Here is an 18,117-nt window from a genome sequence, read left to right as displayed (position 1 = left end):
CGATCCGAAAGAGGATTGGCTGGTGGATGTGGAAAGCCATGAGTTGACGTGGCATCTGGTGGAAGCTGCATGAGGACTGGGCTTCGGTTTGCCTGATTACAGGCATCCCATTCCAGTATTTCCCAGGGCACCGACAAGGCGATCCGTATGATCGTCAAAAGGAAGTCGTGTTTTGGCAAAAACTGCCTGGCGACTGGATAAAAACACGTCCGAGTATTTATTTGGTTTGTCGGACAGTGCGAGCAGCACTTTAAAGTGTGGCTGACCCGCCCCTATTTTTATTGGATACTCACCGCGATTGGCTCTGCCGGATGAAAACTCTCGGCGCGCGCGATCGGCCAGTATTTCGCAAACACCGGATAGCGGTAATTCTGGTTCAGCAAATCACCCGGCTTCAGGTAAGGCAGCAGGTCGGACATCAGCTTCACTTCATGGTCGGAGGTGCGCCGCACGATGTGATGCGCGCGCAAGGCGGAAGCGTGCGGCAAGCCCGCGGCTTGCACCAGTTCCTGCAGCGCATGCAGGGTGCTCTCGTGGAACCGGTGCACGCGTTCGGCCTTGTCCGGCACCACCAGCGCCTTCTGGCGGCCGACATCCTGGGTCGCCACGCCGGTAGGGCAGCGGTCGGTATGGCAGCTTTGCGACTGGATGCAGCCCAGCGAAAACATGAAGCCGCGCGCCGAATTGCACCAGTCGGCGCCGATCGCCAGCGTGCGCGCCAGGTCGAAGGCGGTGATCACCTTGCCGCTGGCGCCGATCTTGATACGGTCGCGCAGGCCGGCGCCGACCAGTGCGTTGTGCACCAGCAGCAAGCCTTCCTGCAAGGGCATGCCGACGTGATCGACGAACTCCAGCGGCGCGGCGCCGGTGCCGCCTTCGGAGCCATCCACCACGATGAAGTCAGGCAGTATGCCGGTCTGCAGCATGGCTTTGACGATGCCGAAGAATTCCCAGGGATGGCCAACGCAGAGTTTGAAACCGACCGGTTTGTCGCCCGACAGGGTACGCAGTTTCTGGATGAATTCCAGCAAGCCGATAGGATTGGAAAAGGAGGAATGCGTAGCGGGTGAAATACAGTCGACTCCCATCGGCACGCCGCGCGTTGCTGAAATCTCCGGCGTGATCTTGGCCGCCGGCAGTACGCCGCCATGCCCCGGCTTGGCGCCTTGCGACAGCTTGACCGTGATCATTTTCACTTGCGGCGAGGTCGCCTGCGCCACGAATTTCTCTTCGTTGAAACTGCCGTCGCCGTTGCGGCAGCCGAAGTAGCCGGAAGCAATCTGCCACAGCAGGTCGCCGCCGAATTCCCGATGATAGGGCGAGATCGACCCTTCGCCGGTGTCATGCGCAAAGCCGCCTTTTTTAGCGCCGTGATTGAGGGCGCGGATGGCGTTGGCGGACAAGGCGCCGAAGCTCATCGCCGAGACATTGAACACCGACATCGAATACGGCTGCGCCCGCTCGGCGCCCACCGTGACGCGGAAATCGTGGCTGGCGATGATGGTCGGCGACAGCGAGTGGCCGACCCATTCATAGCCGCGCATCTTGACATCCAGTTCGGTGCCGAACGGCCGGCTGTCTACATCGCCCTTGGCGCGCTGGTAGACCAGACTGCGTTCCTTGCGCGTGAACGGCGCGCCGTCGTTGTCGCTCTCGAAAAAATACTGCCGCATTTCAGGACGGATCATTTCAAACAGAAAACGGAAATGCCCCATCAACGGATAGTTGCGCAGGATGGCGTGGCTGCGCTGGTTCATGTCCCAGATGCCAAGCGCGCTCAGCAACGCCGGCGCCACCGCCCACCACCAGGTAATTTTTCCAAGCGCGGCGCCGGCGGCAAGCGCCACCGTCAGCAGCAGCACTATCCAGAAACTTAGGTAACGACTGACTTTCATGATTTCTTCCTTTTATCTCTGGTTATCGCTGGTTATCGCTGATGATTGCTGCTGCGAGACGATTCGCCTATGGGAGCAACGCATCGGCAGTGGCAAGCTGACAATTTTACACACTCGTGACTCGCTTTGCGCCGGCAAACCTTCCGTTTGTCCTACAAGCCTATCCGTTGCCGTCCTATATGCCACCCGGCCGGGCTTGGTTAGTATGGATACAAGTTAGCGCCGGTGACATGCCGCGGCAGCGGCATTTCCACACTATGCAAAGGAGCAGCTCATGAAAATCAAGAAAATCATCGCGGGCGTATTGATCGGCGTCGCTGGTTTCAGCGGCGCTTCGCTGGCATTGGCGGCAGATGGCTCCAAGGCCAGCTACAGCGCTGCGCAAGATGCGGCAGATGCTGCATACAAGGCCGATAGAGCCAGGTGCGATTCGCTCAGCGGCAATGGCAAGGACGTCTGCGTCAAGCAAGCCGAGGCAACGCGCGAACACAGCAAGCAGGACGCCAAGGCGGAATACAAGAACACTCCCAAGGCATTGGCCAGTGCGCGCAAATCCGAAGCGGATGCCGACTACGCGGTAGCCAGGGAAAAATGCAAGAGCCTGGCGGGCAACGCCAAGGATGTCTGCATCAAGCAAGCCAAGGCTGGACAAGCCAATGCAGTCGCCGACGCCGATAAGCAGCTGGAGATCACCAAGGCCAATGCCGACGCGCGTGAAGAGCGTGCCGACGCGCGCTACAAAGTTGCGCTTGCCAAGTGCGATGCGCTGGCCGGCGCTGCCAAGGACGATTGCGTAACGGCCGCCAAGGCCGCATTGAACAAGTAATCGGATTGCGGCCGCGCTGGCGCTTTGCACCGTTGCGGCCTTGCATGGCTGGGAAGAGTTGATTTTTACGAATGTGTTTACATTGATGCCGGGCGGCCGCACACTAAACATCATGCCATGCCTTCCGCTTTGTCCCGGGCCTGCTGCGTGCAAGCGCCTGGCCGCGACAACGCCGGATAACCTAACTGATTGTGACGGTTGAACAGATGATAAAAATCCTGGTGGTTGATGATCATGCAGTGGTGCGTGCCGGTGTCCAGTTTTTCATTGCTGACATCCCGGAGTACGAGATCGCGGGCGAAGCCGCCAATGCACAGGAGGCGATACAGCTGGTCCGCTCCAATGACTATGACATCGTGCTGCTGGATATCGCGATGCCGGACAAGAGCGGGGTGGAGGTGCTGAAGCAGATCAAGCGCGAGAAGCCGAAGCTGCCGGTGCTGATGCTCAGCATGCACCCGGAAAGCCGCTATGCGGTGCAGGTGCTGCGCAGCGGGGCCGACGGCTATGTGCAGAAGGAGGCGCTGGCGACCGAGCTGGTGAAGGCGATCAGTACGATCTTGCAAGGCCACAAATACATCAGCTATGGCGTCGCCGAATTGCTGACGGCGGACCCGGCGAACAATGAAAACACGCCCTTGCATGAAACCCTGTCGGCGCGCGAGTATGAGATTTTTTACAAACTGAGCCAGGGCGAAGGGGTGACCAAGATCGCAGAGGAGTTGTGCCTGAGCGTAAAAACCATCAGCACCTATCGCACCCGCGTCCTGCAGAAAATGAGCATGACCAGCAATGCCGATATTATTTATTATGCAATCAAGAATAATTTGATTGACTAGAAGTTTAATTTTTTCAAAGGACAGCAAGCAGCACTGCAATCATCTGCATGATGCCGTACCGAGGGACTTGCCAGTCCCTAGCATCCAGTTCTGGCGCAATGCATGAAACAAATGAGTTCACCCGTCGTCAGCCAATATGGACCATACAACAGCTTCCAATACCATCAGATCGGGCGTCGCGCCGCTGCGGATTTTTCTTGTGGAAGATTCGGTCGACGTGCGCGATCTGATGATTGAAACCTTGGGCGAAATTCCCGGTGTGGTATTCGCCGGGTTTTCCGAGGAGGAAGACGATGCTTTGCAAAAAATCGATGCCGACTCTTTCGATGTGCTGATTCTGGATATCGAGCTGAAGCAGGGCAATGGCATGAGCCTGCTGCGCACGCTGTCAAAATCGGCGAAGCCGCTCAATTCGCTGAAGATCATTTTCAGCAATAATGTCAGCAACGCCTTCAGGCGCGCCGGAGAACAATACGGCGTGCGGTTTTTCTTCGACAAGAGTTCTGAATTTACCAAGCTGCGTGATTTGCTGGCAGCCTTGGGAACCGGTTTACCGGATCATTGATTGTTCCGCGGTCGTTCCGGATATCATTGGTCATATCGGCCCGCTCGGCTTGAGCGGGCTTTTCATGTTTCTGAAGCAGCGGATTCATCCCGCTGCCGCGCGGGTCCTTGATGCCGGCATGCACATGCAGCGACGTTCCTGGAGGCGATTTGGATAATATAAAGAGCGAAGCTAGCACGGGCGGCAATCCGCATTATCAGGACTTGCTGAAGACACGCGCGCTGGACAGCCTGGCGTCGACCAAAACCTATGTCTGGCGCACCACCGCGGCCGCGCTGGCAGTGAGCATGCTGGTGCTGGCGGTATCGGCGCTGGTGCTGGCCGCCTGCCTGTATCAGATCACGCTGCCGTTTTCCGAATCGCAGCTGCCGGTCATGCGCGCCAACACCGCGGCCGGATTCCTTCTGGCCACCGTCAGTCTGATCGTGCAATGCCTGGTGGTCGGACCGCGGCGGCTGATCAAGCTATTCGCCCAGCTGCTGGCGCTCTTGCTGCTGGTGCTGGCCGCCGCCACCCTGATGCAGGATTTCACGGGCAGCGCCGGCTGGCTCGATACCGCGCTTGGCCCGCTGGCGCCGCAGGCGAGCGCGCGGCTTGCCAGCGGCCTGCATCCGATGGTCGCCATCGGCTTCATTTTTGCGGGAAGCGCGCTGCTGCTGCTCGATTTCCGTGTCGGCAAAGAACAGTACGTCGCCGAATACCTGGCGATCTTCCTGCTGTTCCTCAGCGCCATTCCACTGCTCGGCTACCTGTACAACGTTTCGGCCATGACCCAGATGGTGTATGCCACCAGCATCCCGCTGCTGTCGGCGCTGGCATTCCTGCTGTTCGGCATGGCGCTCATGATGTCGCGTCCGCGCCATCGTCTGATGGCGATCATCACCCGCCATGCCCCGGGCGGCCAGATGCTGCGCCGTTCCTTGCCGCAGATGCTGATCCTGCTGGTCGCCTTGCACTGGCTGGCGGACTGGGGCGCGCGCCATGGCTTGTACGACCGCAGTTCGCTGCCGCCCTTGCTGACGCTGGTCGACGGCGTGCTGGTGCTGTTCATTTTCTGGCGCGCCGGCGGCAAGGTCGACCTTGAATACGGCGCGCGCCTGCAGAGCGCGGCCGAGCTGGCTGAAGCCACCGCGCTGCTGATTGCGGTCAGCGACAACACCAACGATCCGATTTTCGTCAAAGACCGCCTGGGGCGCCTGATTTTTGCCAATCCGGCCTGCCTGCGCCGGCTGGGGCTGAGCTGGGAGCAGGCAAAATACCGGCGCAGCCGCGAGATCCTGCCGCTGGCCGAAGATGCCGACAAGGTGGATCAGGACGATGCCCGCATCATGAATGGCGGCGTCTCGGAAACGCTGGCGCAAACCATGCAGCTGCCGGATGGGATCGTGACCTTCCAGACCACCATATCGCCGTGGTTCGACCAGCAGGGACAGGTCATGGGCGTGGTCGGCATCGCCACCGACATCAGCGAGCGCAAGCGCGCCGAAGACTCTCTCAGGCAGCGCGAGCTGGAACTGGAGCGCACCATCGCCCAGCGCACCGCCTTGCTGCGCGAACTGGCCAACCATATGGAAACCATTCGCGAAGAAGAGAAACGGGCGATTGCGCGCGAGCTGCACGACAATATGGGGGCCTCGCTGACGGCGCTCAGCATGCACCTGGAAGGGGTCTACAAGATCCTGCCGCAGGATGCGCACTGGCAGAACCGCCAGGGCCAGATGCAGACTTTGCTGAGTTCGCTGGTGGCGACCACGCGGCGCATCCAGACCGAGCTGCGGCCGAACATGCTTGAGCTGTTCGGCTTGAAGGCGGCGATCGCCGAACAGCTGGAAGACTTTGGCGCGCGTACCGAAATCCTCTGTAAATCCAGTTTGCCGGATGAAGACATCACGATCGACCACCGCATCGAAATTGCGGTGTATCGCATGCTGCAGGAGATCCTGAACAACGTATCCAAGCATGCGCATGCCAGCCAGGTGGAGGTGATTCTGGATATCGATGAAGACCGGCTGGCGCTGACGGTGCGCGACAACGGCGTCGGCATGTCGCAGGAGCGTTTTGAAAACACCAGCACCCACGGCTTGCGCGGCTTGAATGAAAGAGCGACCTACCTCGGCGGCAGGGTGCGCTTTTCTGCGGCAAAGGATAAAGGCACCGCGGTGGTGATCGAACTGCCCATTTCGGTGCAAGTGCAAAACAGCGGCGAGCAGGCGGATACCTGACAAGGCAGCTTGCCGCCGCCGGGCTGCGGATCGGGATAAGCGTGTCTCAGGTCGGACAGAGATCGGTCGCCACCAGGACGCTGCACGGCACCTTTTCAACCAGCATGGTGTCCACCGAACCGCGCCACCAGCGCGTCGCCAGCGGTTTCTTGCGCGAATGGCCGACGATCACCAGGTCGATGCCCAGCTTGTTGACCAGGTCACTGATAACATTGACAGGTTCGCCGCTTTCAAAGTGGTCGATCGGCTTGAGGCCGGCGTCGGTGAGGAGTTTGTGGCCCTTGATCAGCTCTTGTTCGAGCAGAGTTTTTTCCGCCCTGATGGCGGATTCGGCGACAAATTCGCCCGCCATCAGATAGGTTGCGAGATTGATGACGCCCAGCAGATGGACCTCAACCCCGGGGCCGGGCGCCAGCTGGATACAGGAATATAAAGCCGAACGGCTTTCGGGCGTGCCATTGTAGGCGACAAGAATTTTCCGGTACATAAGTCCTCCTGAAAATTGTATTTGTAATGATGTCTGTCTTCATCATAGCGCAGACTTGAGCCGTGAACCAGAAGCCATTGCGCTAATTCCGAAGTGCTTTTTACCAGACGGTTTTGTGTCCGGGAAGCGGATTCCGGCGCTGGCGAAGCCAGGGCGCTTTATCCGGTGGCGCTCTTTCCCGAATCTTTCCCGAATACTGCAAATTGGCCTGGCGTGATCAATACAGCGCGAAAATACGTCACTATTGCGCGTTGCGCCATTATAAAAGTAGACTTACTGCGTACTTTGCTGCCGCGCAGATCGAAGAATGCTGAAGCGCGATTGATTAATGAATAGGTGAAGGAAGATGGATGTCGGATGAAATCGTGATTGTAGGCGGTGGCGCGGGTGGGCTGGAGCTGGCTTGCAAGCTTGGCCGCAAACTGGGAAGCGGTCACGTGACCCTGGTCGATCGAGCGCTGTACCACATCTGGAAACCGTCTCTGCACGAAGTCGCAGCGGGCACCCGCGATATCCATCAGGAAGGCCTGTCTTACCAGATGTTGGCGCATGACAATAAGTTTCGCTTCGTGTACGGCAACATGACGGCACTCGACAGCGCCAGCAGCACCATCACCGTGGACGCCGTCACCGACGAGTCGGCCACCGAACTGCTGCCGCCGCGCCAGATCGCATTCAGCAAGCTGGTGATCGCGGTCGGCAGCGTCTCCAATTATTTCGGCATTCCGGGCGCCGAGCAAAACACCATTTCGCTGAATTCGACCGAAGATGCCGAACAATTTCGCGTGCGCCTGCTGAAAATGCTGGCGCTGGCGGATTTGAAGAAAGAAAAAGATCCGGATGCCGGCGTCGATATCGTGATCGTCGGCGGCGGCGCCACCGGGGTCGAGCTGGCGGCTGAATTGCGCGATGCCAGCAGCGTCTATACCGACTACGATTTTCCGCATCTGAACCCGAACCGCGACGTCTGCATCACCATCCTGGAAGGCGCGCCGCGGCTGCTGGCGCCGCTCACCGAACGCGTTTCCAAGGCCGCCAGCAAGCTGCTGCAGGAGCGCGAGGTGCGGGTGGTGACGGATTGCCGCGTCGCCAGCATCGCCGAGAATTTTGTCACCGACGCCAACGGCAACAACTACGCTTCCGACTTGTGCGTCTGGTCGGCCGGCATCAAGGCGCCGGACTTCCTCAAGGGACTGGGGCTGCCGGCGATCAAGTCCGGCCAGCTGGAAGTGGATGGCTTTCTCAAGGTGGCCGGTTCCCTCAATATCTATGCGCTGGGCGATTGCGCAGCCTGCGTCGGCAGCGACGGCAAGATGGTGCCGCCGCGGGCGCAGGCGGCGCATCAGCAGGCCGACTACCTGGTCGAGATGTTCGTGCGCGCCAGCAAAGGCCAGGGGGCATCGGATGCGCCTTACGTCTACAAGGACCATGGCTCGCTGGTGTCGTTCGGCAGGAATACCTCGGTCGGCACGCTGATGGGTTCGCTCACCAAGCTGGGCTGGTTCGTCGATGGCTTTTTCGCGCGCATGATGTACACCAGCCTGCACCTGATGCATTTGAACGCGTTGCTGGGGCCGGTGCGCACCGGCGTCACGGCGGCCGCCAGCGGCCTGATGAAACACGCCAAGCCGTCGGTCAAGCTGCATTGATTGTCAGGGCAGGTGTAACCATGTTGTTCAAATGTAAAAGTATGTATCGTTTGCAGGTATTTGACGGCAGCTCGGCTATAGTCCAACTTAACAACCGTGTCCTCGCAGTCGGCGAGGCAGCGGTTTTTTGATGGTGTTATTAGGGCCGTATGTCCCTTGAAGGATGCAATCATGCTGCACAAAAAATGGATCTGTATCGCTCTGCTGGCCAGCTCGGCTGCCGCAGTGTCTAGCTCGGCCATGGCGTACGATGACGGCGCCAATACCGCGATCGGCGCGGTTGCCGGCGCAGTGATCGGCGGCGCTGTCGGCGGCCGCAACGGCGCGATTGTCGGCGGCGTCCTCGGCGCCGCGGTGGGCGCGACTTCCGGCGGCTACCGCCAGGGCGGCTACTATGAGCGCGACGGCTATTACGATCGTCCGGCAAGCTACTATCCGCCTGCTCCGGTGTATTACCGTCCGGCGCCGGTCTACTATCGTCCTGCGCCGGTGTACTATCAGCCGGCCCCGGTCTACTACCGCCCGGCGCCGGTCTACGTCGAGCAACGCCACGACGACTATTACTACCAGCAGCCGTATCAAGGCGGCTACTACGAGCGCTGATCGCTGCTCGGCCAGAAGCAAGTTATCTCCCCGCGACGCCGGTCCAGATGTGAATCTGGACCGGCGTTTTGCATGGTCCGGCAAGATTCTCAGCTATCAGGCGACTACACTAGGTTCTATAGTGAAAGATGACGACAAGCCCGTCGCCGCCCGAGAAGGAGACGCCATGTCCAAAACCAGATTGCCTGCCGCTGCCGCCAAGCCTGTCACAGACAAGAAGAAGCAAACCGTCAATCCGGCGGATCGCTGGACCGGCCACGCCCTGGATGGCAGCCAGCAGATGGATATCGTGGAAGAACAGATATATGCGAATGAACCGGGGCCGACCAAAGACCAGCCCCTGGTACCGCCGCCGCCCCCAAAATAGAGCACAGACGACATGTCATTCAATGTTGTAGCATGTTAATAAACTTGCTAGCTTATAATCGGACCTGGTGTCCTGCCTCAGGACGCTGGATACCTTCCCGAAAAATGCAGCAGCATAAAAAACAGGAAAACCATGTCGATTCATTTGCAGGGACCGGTGGCAACGCGCGCTGCGCGACGGTTGCGCTCCGGCTTGCTGCTTGTGCTTGCCGGCGCCATGTTCGGCGTCGCGGCGCAGGCGGCTGAAGTCGATTCCGCCGCGGTTCCGGATACCATCAAGCAGCGCCTCACCGCCTGTACCGCCTGCCACGGCGAACAGGGACGCGCCACCAACAACGGCTACTACCCACGCATCGCCGGCAAGCCGGCCGGCTATCTCTACAACCAGCTGCACAACTTCCGCGAAGGGCGGCGCCAGTATCCGATGATGACTTATCTGGTCGATCATCTGTCGGACGCCTACCTGCAGGAAATCGCCGCCTATTTTGCCGACCAGCACCCGCCTTATCCGCCACCCCAGCCTGACGATCCGTCCGAGGCCACCCGCGCCCGCGGCGAAATGCTGGTCAACAGGGGCGACGTCGGCAAGCAGATTCCGGCCTGCATCGCCTGTCACGGCAGCGCCATGACCGGCGTGCTGCCGGCCACCCCGGGTTTGCTCGGTTTGCCGCGTGATTACCTGGTCAGCCAGATCGGCGCCTGGAAAAACGGCGCGCGCCATGCGGTGGCGCCGGATTGCATGGCGCAGCTGGCGCAGCGCCTGAGTGCTGACGATATCGGCGCGGTGGCATCCTGGCTGGCGGCGCAGCCGGTGCCGGCCGGCGCCGCCGCGGTTGCCCCCGGCTCCGTCAAACTGCCGCAGGCTTGCGGCAGTGTCCCTGTCCCGAATTGAGCGGAGCGAACATGAAACGATTACTGATGTGGCTGGCGGGCGCAGCATTGCTGCTGATCGCCGCCGCGGTTGCTGTGCTGGCGCTGCTGAATGCGGATGACGACAGCGGTGCGGCAAGGCAGCCGGCGACGGCCGTGGCGGATCCTGCCGCGCAGATTGTCAAGGGCGCCTACCTGGTGCGCAGCGGCGACTGCATTGCCTGCCATACCGCGCGCGGCGGCAAGGAACTGGTCGGCGGGCGGGCCATACAGACGCCGTTCGGCGCCATCTACTCGCCCAATCTGACGCCGGACAAGGCCACCGGCATCGGCAGCTGGAGCGCCGACGATTTCTGGCGCGCGCTGCATAACGGCAAATCGAAGGATGGCAGCCTGCTGTATCCTGCTTTCCCCTACACCAATTACACCAAGGTCACGCGCGAGGATGCCGACGCCATGTTCGCCTATCTGCGCAGTGTGGCCCCGGTGGCGCAAAAGAACCTGGCGCCCGCTTTGCGTTTTCCCTATGACAACCGGATCCTGCTGTACGGCTGGCGCGCGCTGTATTTCCGGCCCGGGGTGTATCAGGAAGAGAAGGGCCAGTCGGTGGAGTGGAATCGCGGCGCCTACCTGGTGCAGGGCCTGGGCCACTGCAGCGCCTGCCACACTACGCGCAACGCGCTCGGCGGCAGCGACCTCAAGGCAGAGCTGGGCGGCGGCTTTATCCCGGTGGTGAACTGGTATGCGCCATCGCTGACATCGGATGATGAAATCGGCCTGGGCGACTGGGATATCGAGCACATCACGGGCTTGCTGAAAAACGGCGTATCGCCGCGCGGCACGGTGCTGGGGCCGATGGCGGAAGTGGTGGGCGCCAGCCTGCAGCATTTGAGCGATGCCGACGTCAAGGCCATGGCGGTCTACCTGAAATCCTTGCCGCGCCAGAAGGAAGCGGAGCCGGCCAAGGAGCGCGCCAGTTCGGATGAGGTGGCGCGGGTGCTGGAACAGGGCGGGAAGATCTACAAGAACCATTGCGCCGATTGCCACCTGGCTTCCGGCAAAGGCACATGGCCGGCGTATCCGCCGCTGGCCGGCAATCACGCCATCACCATGGCGTCGCCGGTGAATGCGATCCGGGTGGTGCTGAACGGCGGCTTCTCGCCGAGCACGGCAGCCAATCCGCGTCCCTATGGCATGCCGCCCTACGGTCCGGCCTTGAGCGACGGTGAAGTGGCGGCGGTGGTTTCCTACATCCGCAACAGCTGGGGCAACAAGGCGCCGATAGTCAATTCGGCCGAGGTCAACCGTTATCGGGCCATTCCTCTGGATTAAGACAGGCTCCCTCGATCCTCCAAAAAAAAAGCAGCCTGCATCATGCCGGCTGCTTTTTTCATTGCTGTGTCGCTTGCATGCCGATTCAGGTAGTCAGCATGATCTTGCCGATATGCGAGCTGCTTTCCATCAGCGCATGGGCTTGCGCCGCCTGTTCCAGCGGGAAGGTCTGGAAGATCACCGGCTTGATTTTCCTGGACGCCAGCAGCGGCCAGACGCGCTCGCGCAGCTGCGCCGCGATGGCGGCCTTGAAAGCGATCGGCCGCGGCCGCAGGGTGGAGCCGGTGATGGTCAGGCGCCGCATCAGCACCTGGCGGAAGTCGATGCTGGCGCTGCTGCCGCCGAGCGTGGCGATGAAGACCAGGCGGCCGTCGTCGGCCAGGCAGCTGATTTCGCGCGGCACATAGTCGCCGGCCACCATGTCGAGGATGACGTTGACGCCCTTGCCGTCGGTCGCCGCCTTGATCACGGCGGCGAAATCTTCGCTGCGGTAATTGATCCCGCGTTCGGCGCCCAGCGCTTCGCAGGCGCGGCATTTTTCATCCGAACCGGCGGTCGCAAACACCCGATGGCCGAGCGCCGTCGCGATCTGGATCGCCGCCGCGCCGATGCCGGAACTGCCGCCTTGCACCAGCAGGGTTTCGCCCGGGCTGAGGCGGGCGCGGTCGAACACATTGCTCCATACCGTGAAAAAGGTTTCCGGCAGCGAGGCCGCTTCCACCGCGCTCCAGCCCTCCGGCAGCGGCAGGCACTGCGCCGCCGGCGCGCTGCAGTATTCGGCATAGCCGCCGCCCTGCACCAGGGCGCACACCAGGTCGCCCTTTTTGAAGGAAGTGCCGCTGAAATCGCCATCGACGATTTCGCCGGCGATTTCCAATCCCGGCAAATCGGAGGCGCCCGGCGGCGGCGAATAATTGCCGGTGCGCTGGAATACGTCCGGCCGGTTGATGCCGGCAGCCTGGACCTTGATCAATACTTCGCCGGCCTTGAACGACGGCACAGGGCGTTCGCAGATTTGCAAAACCTCCGGACCGCCGGGTTGGGTAATTTCGATAGCGCGCATGGCATGGTCTCTTGGGGAAAACGGTCATTGTATGACAAACACGATTTTCTCTTTTGCGAGCGGCAGTGATAGCTTTTCTGTATTAGCTCGTACTAGCCATTCAAGTTATTATTTTGATGCTTTTGGGCAAAATTTACCGTAAGGTAAGCGTAGTTTTCCAGGCATGGTTAAATCGCCAATGATCGACCGCGCAACGATTGCACGCAACAAGGCCGCCGCCAAGCCGGCGTGGACCAGCAAAAGCGTGTCGCCAGCGACGCGCCAGGCCAGCACGCGCCAGCGCCGGCGCGCGCTGTGGGTCTGTATCGGCATTGTTTTAATGACATTGCTGCTGCTGCCGGTCGCCAGCGTCATGGGGCCGGTGTTCCCGTTTTTCCTGCCTTCCTACCAGACCGCGACCGTGGTCGCCTACGTCATCATCACCTACCTGATTTTCGGCCACTATCGCGCCACCAAGGAAGTCGATCTGCTGTACATCGGCGCCGGCTGCTTCTATGCCGCAGTGATCCTGATCATGCAGTTCCTTGCCATGCCTGGCGCGTTCTTTCCGCAGCAGAGTTTGCTCGGCGGCGCCCAGACCACCATCTGGCTGTGGTTCCTGTGGCATGCCGGCCTGGCGCTGAGCATCCTGCTGTATGCGGTCAGCCGCTGGTGGAGTCCGTCCTGGCTGGCCAGCCATCCCGAGCGCATGCCGGGCTGGCTGATCGTGGTGGTGCTGGCGGCGCTGGCGGCGAGTTTGCTGCCGGTGATCGTGTTTTACGCCGATCTGCCGAAGCTGATCGAGCACGGCAACTTTCATCGCGTCGCCACCAGCGGCCTCGGTTTCCTGCTGCAGACCCTGACCGCGCTGGCCATGCTGATCCTGTGGCGCGCCACCGGCTTCAGGGCGGTGCTGCATGTGTGGCTGGGAGTGGCCCTGGTCGCCCTGCAATGCGACAACGTAATCACCATGGCCGGCGGCAGCCAGTTCTCCATAGGCTGGTATGTCGGCCGCTGCAACGCCCTGATCTCGGCCACGCTGCTGCTGCTGATCTATTTGCGCGAAATGAACCAGGTCTATCTCAAGACCGTGCAGGACGCGCGTCTGCTGGCGCTCAACAACGCCATGCTGGAAGTGCAGATGGACCAGGTGCGGCTGGACGACCTGACCGGCTTGCCCAGCCGTTCGCTGTTCCTGGAACTGGCGGAAACCTTGCGCAGCCGCGGCAGCATCAACCTGCAGGCGGTGGCGCTGCTGTTCATCGATCTGGATGGCTTCAAATGGATCAACGACACCCTGGGCCATGAGCGCGGCGACGCCGTGCTGGTCGAGGTGGCGGCGGCGCTGCGCCTGGCGTTGCGCGACAGCGATATCGCCGGCCGTGTCGGCGGCGACGAATTCGTGGTCTGCCTGGTGGCGCCGGCCTTGTCCATCAAAGCCATTGCGACCGCGGTGGCGAGCCGCATCGTCAGCCGTGTCGCCGAGATTGGCGACGGCATCGGCTGCAGCATCGGCATCGCCCTGTGCCAGGCGGAACACCTGGAGTGGGACTCAGCCCTGCGCCAGGCCGACGAAGCCATGTACCAGGCCAAGCGGCAGGGCAAGAGCCGTTTTACCGTGTACGGACATTCTCTGATTGACGAAGTAGCCTGAGCTGATGCGCTGCGGTTCGGAGTCGCCGGCCGGCGGCTGCGGGGTTTGTTGATATCAATAAATTAATGATCGACGGATTCGATTGTTGAACCTTATATTTTCCGTTTTCCATTTGATTTTCTGTCAGCCATACTGCCTCGCATCCGCGCCAGCCATGGCTGTGATCCAAGAATCATGGAATTTTGGCGGCGTCGGCTTGGGTTCAATATTTTGAACAGTTAATGCTCGGCCAGCTCAGCCAGCTCAGGAGAACAGCATGCACGCAGACATGATTTTATTGAACGGCCGTTTTCATACGGTCGACCAGTCGCAGCCGCTGGCGACGGCGGTGGCCATCCAGGATGGCAGATTCCTTGCCGTCGGCGACGCCGAAGAAGTCATGCGGCATCGCGGGCAGGGCACGCAAGTGATCGACCTGCAGGGGCGTACGGTGATCCCCGGCCTGAACGATTCCCACCTGCACCTGATCCGCGGCGGCCTCAACTACAACCTGGAGTTGCGTTGGGAAGGCGTGCCTTCGCTGGCCGATGCCTTGCGCATGCTGAAGGAACAGGCGCTGCGCACGCCGCATCCGCAATGGGTGCGCGTGGTCGGCGGCTGGACCGAATTCCAGTTCGCCGAAAAGCGCATGCCGACGCTGGAAGAAATCAACGCCGCCGCGCCCGATACGCCGGTGTTCATCCTGCACCTGTACGACCGCGCCTTGCTCAACCGCGCGGCCTTGCGCGCGGTGGGTTATGCCAAGGACACGCCGAATCCGCCCGGCGGCGAAATCCAGCGCGATGCCGCCGGCAATCCGACCGGCATGCTGATCGCCAAGCCGAACGCCATGATCCTGTACGCGACGTTGGCGAAAGGACCGGCGCTGCCGCGCGAGCAGCAAGTCAACTCGACCCGCCAGTTCATGCGCGAACTGAACCGCCTCGGCGTCACCAGCGCCATCGATGCCGGCGGCGGCTTCCAGAACTACCCGGAGGACTATGCCATCATCGACCAGCTGGCGCGCGACCGGCAGCTGACGATACGCATCGCCTACAACCTGTTCACCCAGCGCAAGGGACAGGCCCTAGTGTTTTCCGCCGCCGACTTTGAATATTTCCTGGAGCCGCGGCCGGAGCTGGCCGCAGGCATGGAAGGCGAGCTGGAAAAAGTGGTGCGCCATCTGGTGTCGCAGCGTTGGCCGTTCCGCCTGCATGCGACCTACGACGAGTCGATCAGCCGCATGCTGGACGTGTTTGAAAAAGTAAACAAGGAAATCCCTTTCGACGGCCTGCACTGGATCTTCGACCATGCCGAGACCATCACGCCGCGCAATATCGAAAGAGTGCGCGCGCTCGGCGGCGGCATCGCGATCCAGCACCGCATGGCGTTCCAGGGTGAATATTTTGTCGAGCGCTATGGCGCCGACGCCGCCAGGCACACGCCGCCGGTGGCGCGCATGCTGGAGATGGGCGTGCCGGTCGGCGCCGGCACCGACGCCACCCGGGTGGCCAGCTACAACCCATGGACGGCGCTTTACTGGCTGGTGTCGGGACGCACCGTCGGCGGCATGCGCTTGTACGATGCGGCAGGCCAGCTATCGCGCCACACCGCGCTGGAATTGTGGACCGCCGGCAGCGCCTGGTTCTCCAGCGAGCAGGGCAAGAAAGGCCGCATCAAGCAAGGCCAGCTGGCCGACCTGGCGGTGCTGTCGGCTGACTTCTTTGCGGTCGACGAAGACAGCATCAAGGCGCTGGAATCGGTGCTGACGGTGGTCGGTGGAAAAATAGTCTACGGCGCTGCAGAATTCAGTCCGCTGGCGCCGCCGCCGATACCGGTGCTGCCGGACTGGTCGCCGGTGAAAACCGTGCCAGGCCATTATCGCCGACTGCGGCACACGCAGCAGCAGCGCCAGGACCTGCCGCATCAATGCGCCGGCGCCTGTGGCGTGCATGCCCATGCGCACGATGCGGCGCGGAAATCGGCGGTGCCGGTGTCCGACTATTCCGGCTTCTGGGGCACACTGGGTTGCAGCTGTTTTGCCTTTTGATTTTTTACAGCAAAGGATGGTCATGCCTGACATGAGTAATCTCCGGACCCGGCAAAGCATTGCCTTGAGTTTTTTGGCCGGCTATGTCGATACGGTCGGCTTCATCGCGCTGTTCGGATTGTTCACCGCCCACGTCACCGGCAACTTCGTGCTGATCGGCAGCGAGCTGGCCAATCCCTCGCACGGCGTGCTGATCAAGCTGCTGGCCTTCCCAGCGTTTATCTTCGCCGTGGCGCTGACGCGCATGGTGGTGATCTGGCTGGAGCGGGGCGGCCGGGCGCCGATGTTCTATCTGCTGTTGCTGCAGCTGGTTTTCTTGCTGGGCTTCATGCTGGCCGGTCATCTGGCCGAGCCGGTCGCCGATTCGCGCGCGCCGCTGGCGCTGCTGGCCGGCATGCTGGGCGCCGCCGCCATGGGCGTGCAGAACGCCAGCAGCCGCCTGGTGCTGCAGCATCTGACGCCGACCACGGTGATGACCGGCAATGTCACCCAGGTGATCATCGACCTGGTCGATATCGTGCGCGGCGCGGCGACTGAGGAGATACGGCAGCGCTGCCGCAAGTTCTTCTGGCCTATCGTGGCCTTCGGCGCGGGCGCCGTCGGCGGCGCCTTCGCCTACAAGCACCTGCTGTTTCTGGCGCTGCTGCTGCCGCTGGCGCTGCTGCTCTGGCTGAGCATCAAGGAATATCTTTCGGAAAAGACCGGAGCCGCTACGCCATCAACTTTATAATATCCATAGATGTTTACCGCATTATTGTGAAATTGCCAATCTGGCAATCACGGCTATGGATACGAGGCGACGAAAGCGATGACCTACTTGTTTCATTTGATCGAGCAATACGGGCTGATCCTCGTCTTCTTCAACGTGCTGGCCGAGCAGCTGGGCGCGCCGGTGCCGGCGTATCCGACGCTGGTGATCACCGGCGCGCTGATGCATCGCGGCGAATACTCGGCGCCGGTGCTGCTGCTGACAGCGGTGGCGGCGGCCCTGATCGCCGATTTCTTCTGGTACATGGCGGGCCGCCGTTACGGCCGCAAAGTGCTGTCGACGCTGTGCCGCATTTCCTTGTCGCCGGATTCCTGCGTGCGCCAGACGGAATCGATCTACTCGCGCTGGGGCGCGCGCTCGCTGCTGGTCGCCAAGTTCATTCCCGGTTTCGCTTCCATCGCCAGCGCGCTGGCCGGCACGGTCGGCACCCGGCGCGTCACCTTCATTTTCTACGATGGCCTGGGAGCCGCCTTGTGGGCCGGGCTGGCGATCTATCTCGGCTCGCTGTTCAGCACGACCATCGACGATCTGCTGGGCGTGCTGACCGAACTCGGCCAGTACGGCATGATGCTGGTGGCGGCCGCCTTTGCCGTTTTTGTCGCCAGTAAATGGTGGCAGCGCTGGCGTTTCCGCCGCTCCCTGCGCATGGCGCGCATTTCGGTGGACGAGCTGGACCAGCTGTTCAAGCAGGGTTTGACGCCGGCCATCGTCGACATACGCTCGCCGGCGTCGCAGCAGACCGGACGCATTCCCGGCGCGCTTGCCATCTCGCACAATGAAATCAATACCTTTGTCTTCGATGCGCCGATCGACCAGGAAGTGATCGTCTATTGCGCCTGCCCCAACGAGGCATCGGCGGCGCTGGTGGCCAAGCAGCTGATGCAGCGCGGCTACAAGAAGGTGCGGCCGCTGTCGGGCGGCATCGATGCCTGGATCGCCGCCGGCTACGCGATCGATTCCTGATGTTTC

The 18,117-nt window shown here is 61.3% G+C and carries 16 protein-coding genes; 13 read left to right on the top strand and 3 right to left on the bottom strand.

Annotated elements, in window-relative coordinates:
- Positions 1-278: 278 nt before the first annotated feature.
- Complete coding sequence (locus AC07V8_RS24735; RefSeq protein ID WP_494680919.1) at positions 279-1,895, bottom strand: FMN-binding glutamate synthase family protein; 1,617 nt, start codon at positions 1,893-1,895, stop codon at positions 279-281.
- 274 nt (positions 1,896-2,169) lie between these two features.
- On the opposite strand from AC07V8_RS24735, the gene AC07V8_RS24730 reads away from it, so the two are divergent.
- The 4 genes from AC07V8_RS24730 (at position 2,170) to AC07V8_RS24715 (ending at position 6,347) form a co-directional block, all read left to right on the top strand.
- On the top strand, positions 2,170-2,721 hold the full coding sequence (locus AC07V8_RS24730) for a hypothetical protein (protein ID WP_494680920.1): 552 nt from the start codon (positions 2,170-2,172) through the stop codon (positions 2,719-2,721).
- Positions 2,722-2,927: 206 nt separating this feature from the next.
- Entirely contained in the window at positions 2,928-3,560 is a 633-nt protein-coding gene (locus tag AC07V8_RS24725; protein ID WP_494680921.1) for a response regulator, read from the top strand.
- A 136-nt stretch (positions 3,561-3,696) separates the two neighbouring features.
- Positions 3,697-4,125, top strand: coding sequence for a response regulator (locus tag AC07V8_RS24720; RefSeq protein ID WP_494680922.1), 429 nt, complete (start codon positions 3,697-3,699; stop codon positions 4,123-4,125).
- Between the two features lie 149 nt (positions 4,126-4,274).
- Positions 4,275-6,347, top strand: coding sequence for a PAS domain-containing sensor histidine kinase (locus tag AC07V8_RS24715; RefSeq protein ID WP_494680923.1), 2,073 nt, complete (start codon positions 4,275-4,277; stop codon positions 6,345-6,347).
- A gap of 46 nt (positions 6,348-6,393) precedes the next feature.
- Here AC07V8_RS24715 and AC07V8_RS24710 read toward each other — a convergent pair whose 3' ends face one another.
- On the bottom strand, positions 6,394-6,834 hold the full coding sequence (locus tag AC07V8_RS24710; RefSeq protein ID WP_211443299.1) for a universal stress protein: 441 nt from the start codon (positions 6,832-6,834) through the stop codon (positions 6,394-6,396).
- 350 nt (positions 6,835-7,184) lie between these two features.
- Between AC07V8_RS24710 and AC07V8_RS24705 the strand changes: the two genes are divergently transcribed.
- The 5 genes from AC07V8_RS24705 to AC07V8_RS24685 all read left to right on the top strand — a co-directional run bounded on the left by AC07V8_RS24705 (position 7,185) and on the right by AC07V8_RS24685 (position 11,654).
- Positions 7,185-8,483, top strand: coding sequence for an NAD(P)/FAD-dependent oxidoreductase (locus AC07V8_RS24705; RefSeq protein WP_494680924.1), 1,299 nt, complete (start codon positions 7,185-7,187; stop codon positions 8,481-8,483).
- A gap of 171 nt (positions 8,484-8,654) precedes the next feature.
- A complete protein-coding gene (locus AC07V8_RS24700; RefSeq protein WP_494680925.1) occupies positions 8,655-9,086 on the top strand; it encodes a YMGG-like glycine zipper-containing protein in 432 nt (143 codons plus the stop codon).
- A gap of 166 nt (positions 9,087-9,252) precedes the next feature.
- The gene (locus AC07V8_RS24695) at positions 9,253-9,453 is read left to right on the top strand and encodes a hypothetical protein (RefSeq protein WP_494680926.1); all 201 of its coding nucleotides are present in this window, start codon (positions 9,253-9,255) and stop codon (positions 9,451-9,453) included.
- Between the two features lie 132 nt (positions 9,454-9,585).
- Positions 9,586-10,344 carry a c-type cytochrome gene (locus AC07V8_RS24690; RefSeq protein ID WP_494680927.1) on the top strand — a complete coding sequence of 253 codons (759 nt, stop codon included), beginning with the start codon at positions 9,586-9,588 and terminating at the stop codon, positions 10,342-10,344.
- Between the two features lie 11 nt (positions 10,345-10,355).
- A complete protein-coding gene (locus tag AC07V8_RS24685; RefSeq protein WP_494680928.1) occupies positions 10,356-11,654 on the top strand; it encodes a c-type cytochrome in 1,299 nt (432 codons plus the stop codon).
- Positions 11,655-11,739: 85 nt separating this feature from the next.
- Here the strand turns inward: AC07V8_RS24685 and AC07V8_RS24680 are convergent, their stop codons facing one another.
- Entirely contained in the window at positions 11,740-12,717 is a 978-nt protein-coding gene (locus AC07V8_RS24680) for an NAD(P)H-quinone oxidoreductase (RefSeq protein WP_494680929.1), read from the bottom strand.
- 163 nt (positions 12,718-12,880) lie between these two features.
- On the opposite strand from AC07V8_RS24680, the gene AC07V8_RS24675 reads away from it, so the two are divergent.
- The 4 genes from AC07V8_RS24675 (at position 12,881) to AC07V8_RS24660 (ending at position 18,111) form a co-directional block, all read left to right on the top strand.
- Positions 12,881-14,350, top strand: coding sequence for a GGDEF domain-containing protein (locus AC07V8_RS24675; protein ID WP_494680930.1), 1,470 nt, complete (start codon positions 12,881-12,883; stop codon positions 14,348-14,350).
- A 256-nt stretch (positions 14,351-14,606) separates the two neighbouring features.
- Positions 14,607-16,379 (top strand): amidohydrolase, encoded by a 1,773-nt coding sequence (locus AC07V8_RS24670; protein WP_494680931.1) that lies wholly within the window; start codon positions 14,607-14,609, stop codon positions 16,377-16,379.
- A 31-nt stretch (positions 16,380-16,410) separates the two neighbouring features.
- Complete coding sequence (locus AC07V8_RS24665; RefSeq protein WP_494680932.1) at positions 16,411-17,109, top strand: YoaK family protein; 699 nt, start codon at positions 16,411-16,413, stop codon at positions 17,107-17,109.
- Positions 17,110-17,187: 78 nt separating this feature from the next.
- Positions 17,188-18,111 (top strand): rhodanese-like domain-containing protein, encoded by a 924-nt coding sequence (locus tag AC07V8_RS24660; RefSeq protein WP_494680933.1) that lies wholly within the window; start codon positions 17,188-17,190, stop codon positions 18,109-18,111.
- Positions 18,112-18,117: the final 6 nt, after the last annotated feature.

The organism is Collimonas sp. GW821-FHT02H07, from assembly GCF_059421505.1.
Note: the sequence above shows the minus strand (reverse complement) of the source record. Positions and strands in the feature narration are given on the sequence as shown.

Coding starts and splice junctions, on each gene's coding strand:
- AC07V8_RS24735 (WP_494680919.1), bottom strand. CDS start 1,895: ATGAAAGTCAGTCGTTACCTAAGTTTCTGGATAGTGCTGCTGCTGACG.
- AC07V8_RS24730 (WP_494680920.1), top strand. CDS start 2,170: ATGAAAATCAAGAAAATCATCGCGGGCGTATTGATCGGCGTCGCTGGT.
- AC07V8_RS24725 (WP_494680921.1), top strand. CDS start 2,928: ATGATAAAAATCCTGGTGGTTGATGATCATGCAGTGGTGCGTGCCGGT.
- AC07V8_RS24720 (WP_494680922.1), top strand. CDS start 3,697: ATGGACCATACAACAGCTTCCAATACCATCAGATCGGGCGTCGCGCCG.
- AC07V8_RS24710 (WP_211443299.1), bottom strand. CDS start 6,834: ATGTACCGGAAAATTCTTGTCGCCTACAATGGCACGCCCGAAAGCCGT.
- AC07V8_RS24705 (WP_494680924.1), top strand. CDS start 7,185: ATGTCGGATGAAATCGTGATTGTAGGCGGTGGCGCGGGTGGGCTGGAG.
- AC07V8_RS24700 (WP_494680925.1), top strand. CDS start 8,655: ATGCTGCACAAAAAATGGATCTGTATCGCTCTGCTGGCCAGCTCGGCT.
- AC07V8_RS24695 (WP_494680926.1), top strand. CDS start 9,253: ATGTCCAAAACCAGATTGCCTGCCGCTGCCGCCAAGCCTGTCACAGAC.
- AC07V8_RS24690 (WP_494680927.1), top strand. CDS start 9,586: ATGTCGATTCATTTGCAGGGACCGGTGGCAACGCGCGCTGCGCGACGG.
- AC07V8_RS24685 (WP_494680928.1), top strand. CDS start 10,356: ATGAAACGATTACTGATGTGGCTGGCGGGCGCAGCATTGCTGCTGATC.
- AC07V8_RS24680 (WP_494680929.1), bottom strand. CDS start 12,717: ATGCGCGCTATCGAAATTACCCAACCCGGCGGTCCGGAGGTTTTGCAA.
- AC07V8_RS24675 (WP_494680930.1), top strand. CDS start 12,881: ATGGTTAAATCGCCAATGATCGACCGCGCAACGATTGCACGCAACAAG.
- AC07V8_RS24670 (WP_494680931.1), top strand. CDS start 14,607: ATGCACGCAGACATGATTTTATTGAACGGCCGTTTTCATACGGTCGAC.
- AC07V8_RS24665 (WP_494680932.1), top strand. CDS start 16,411: ATGAGTAATCTCCGGACCCGGCAAAGCATTGCCTTGAGTTTTTTGGCC.
- AC07V8_RS24660 (WP_494680933.1), top strand. CDS start 17,188: ATGACCTACTTGTTTCATTTGATCGAGCAATACGGGCTGATCCTCGTC.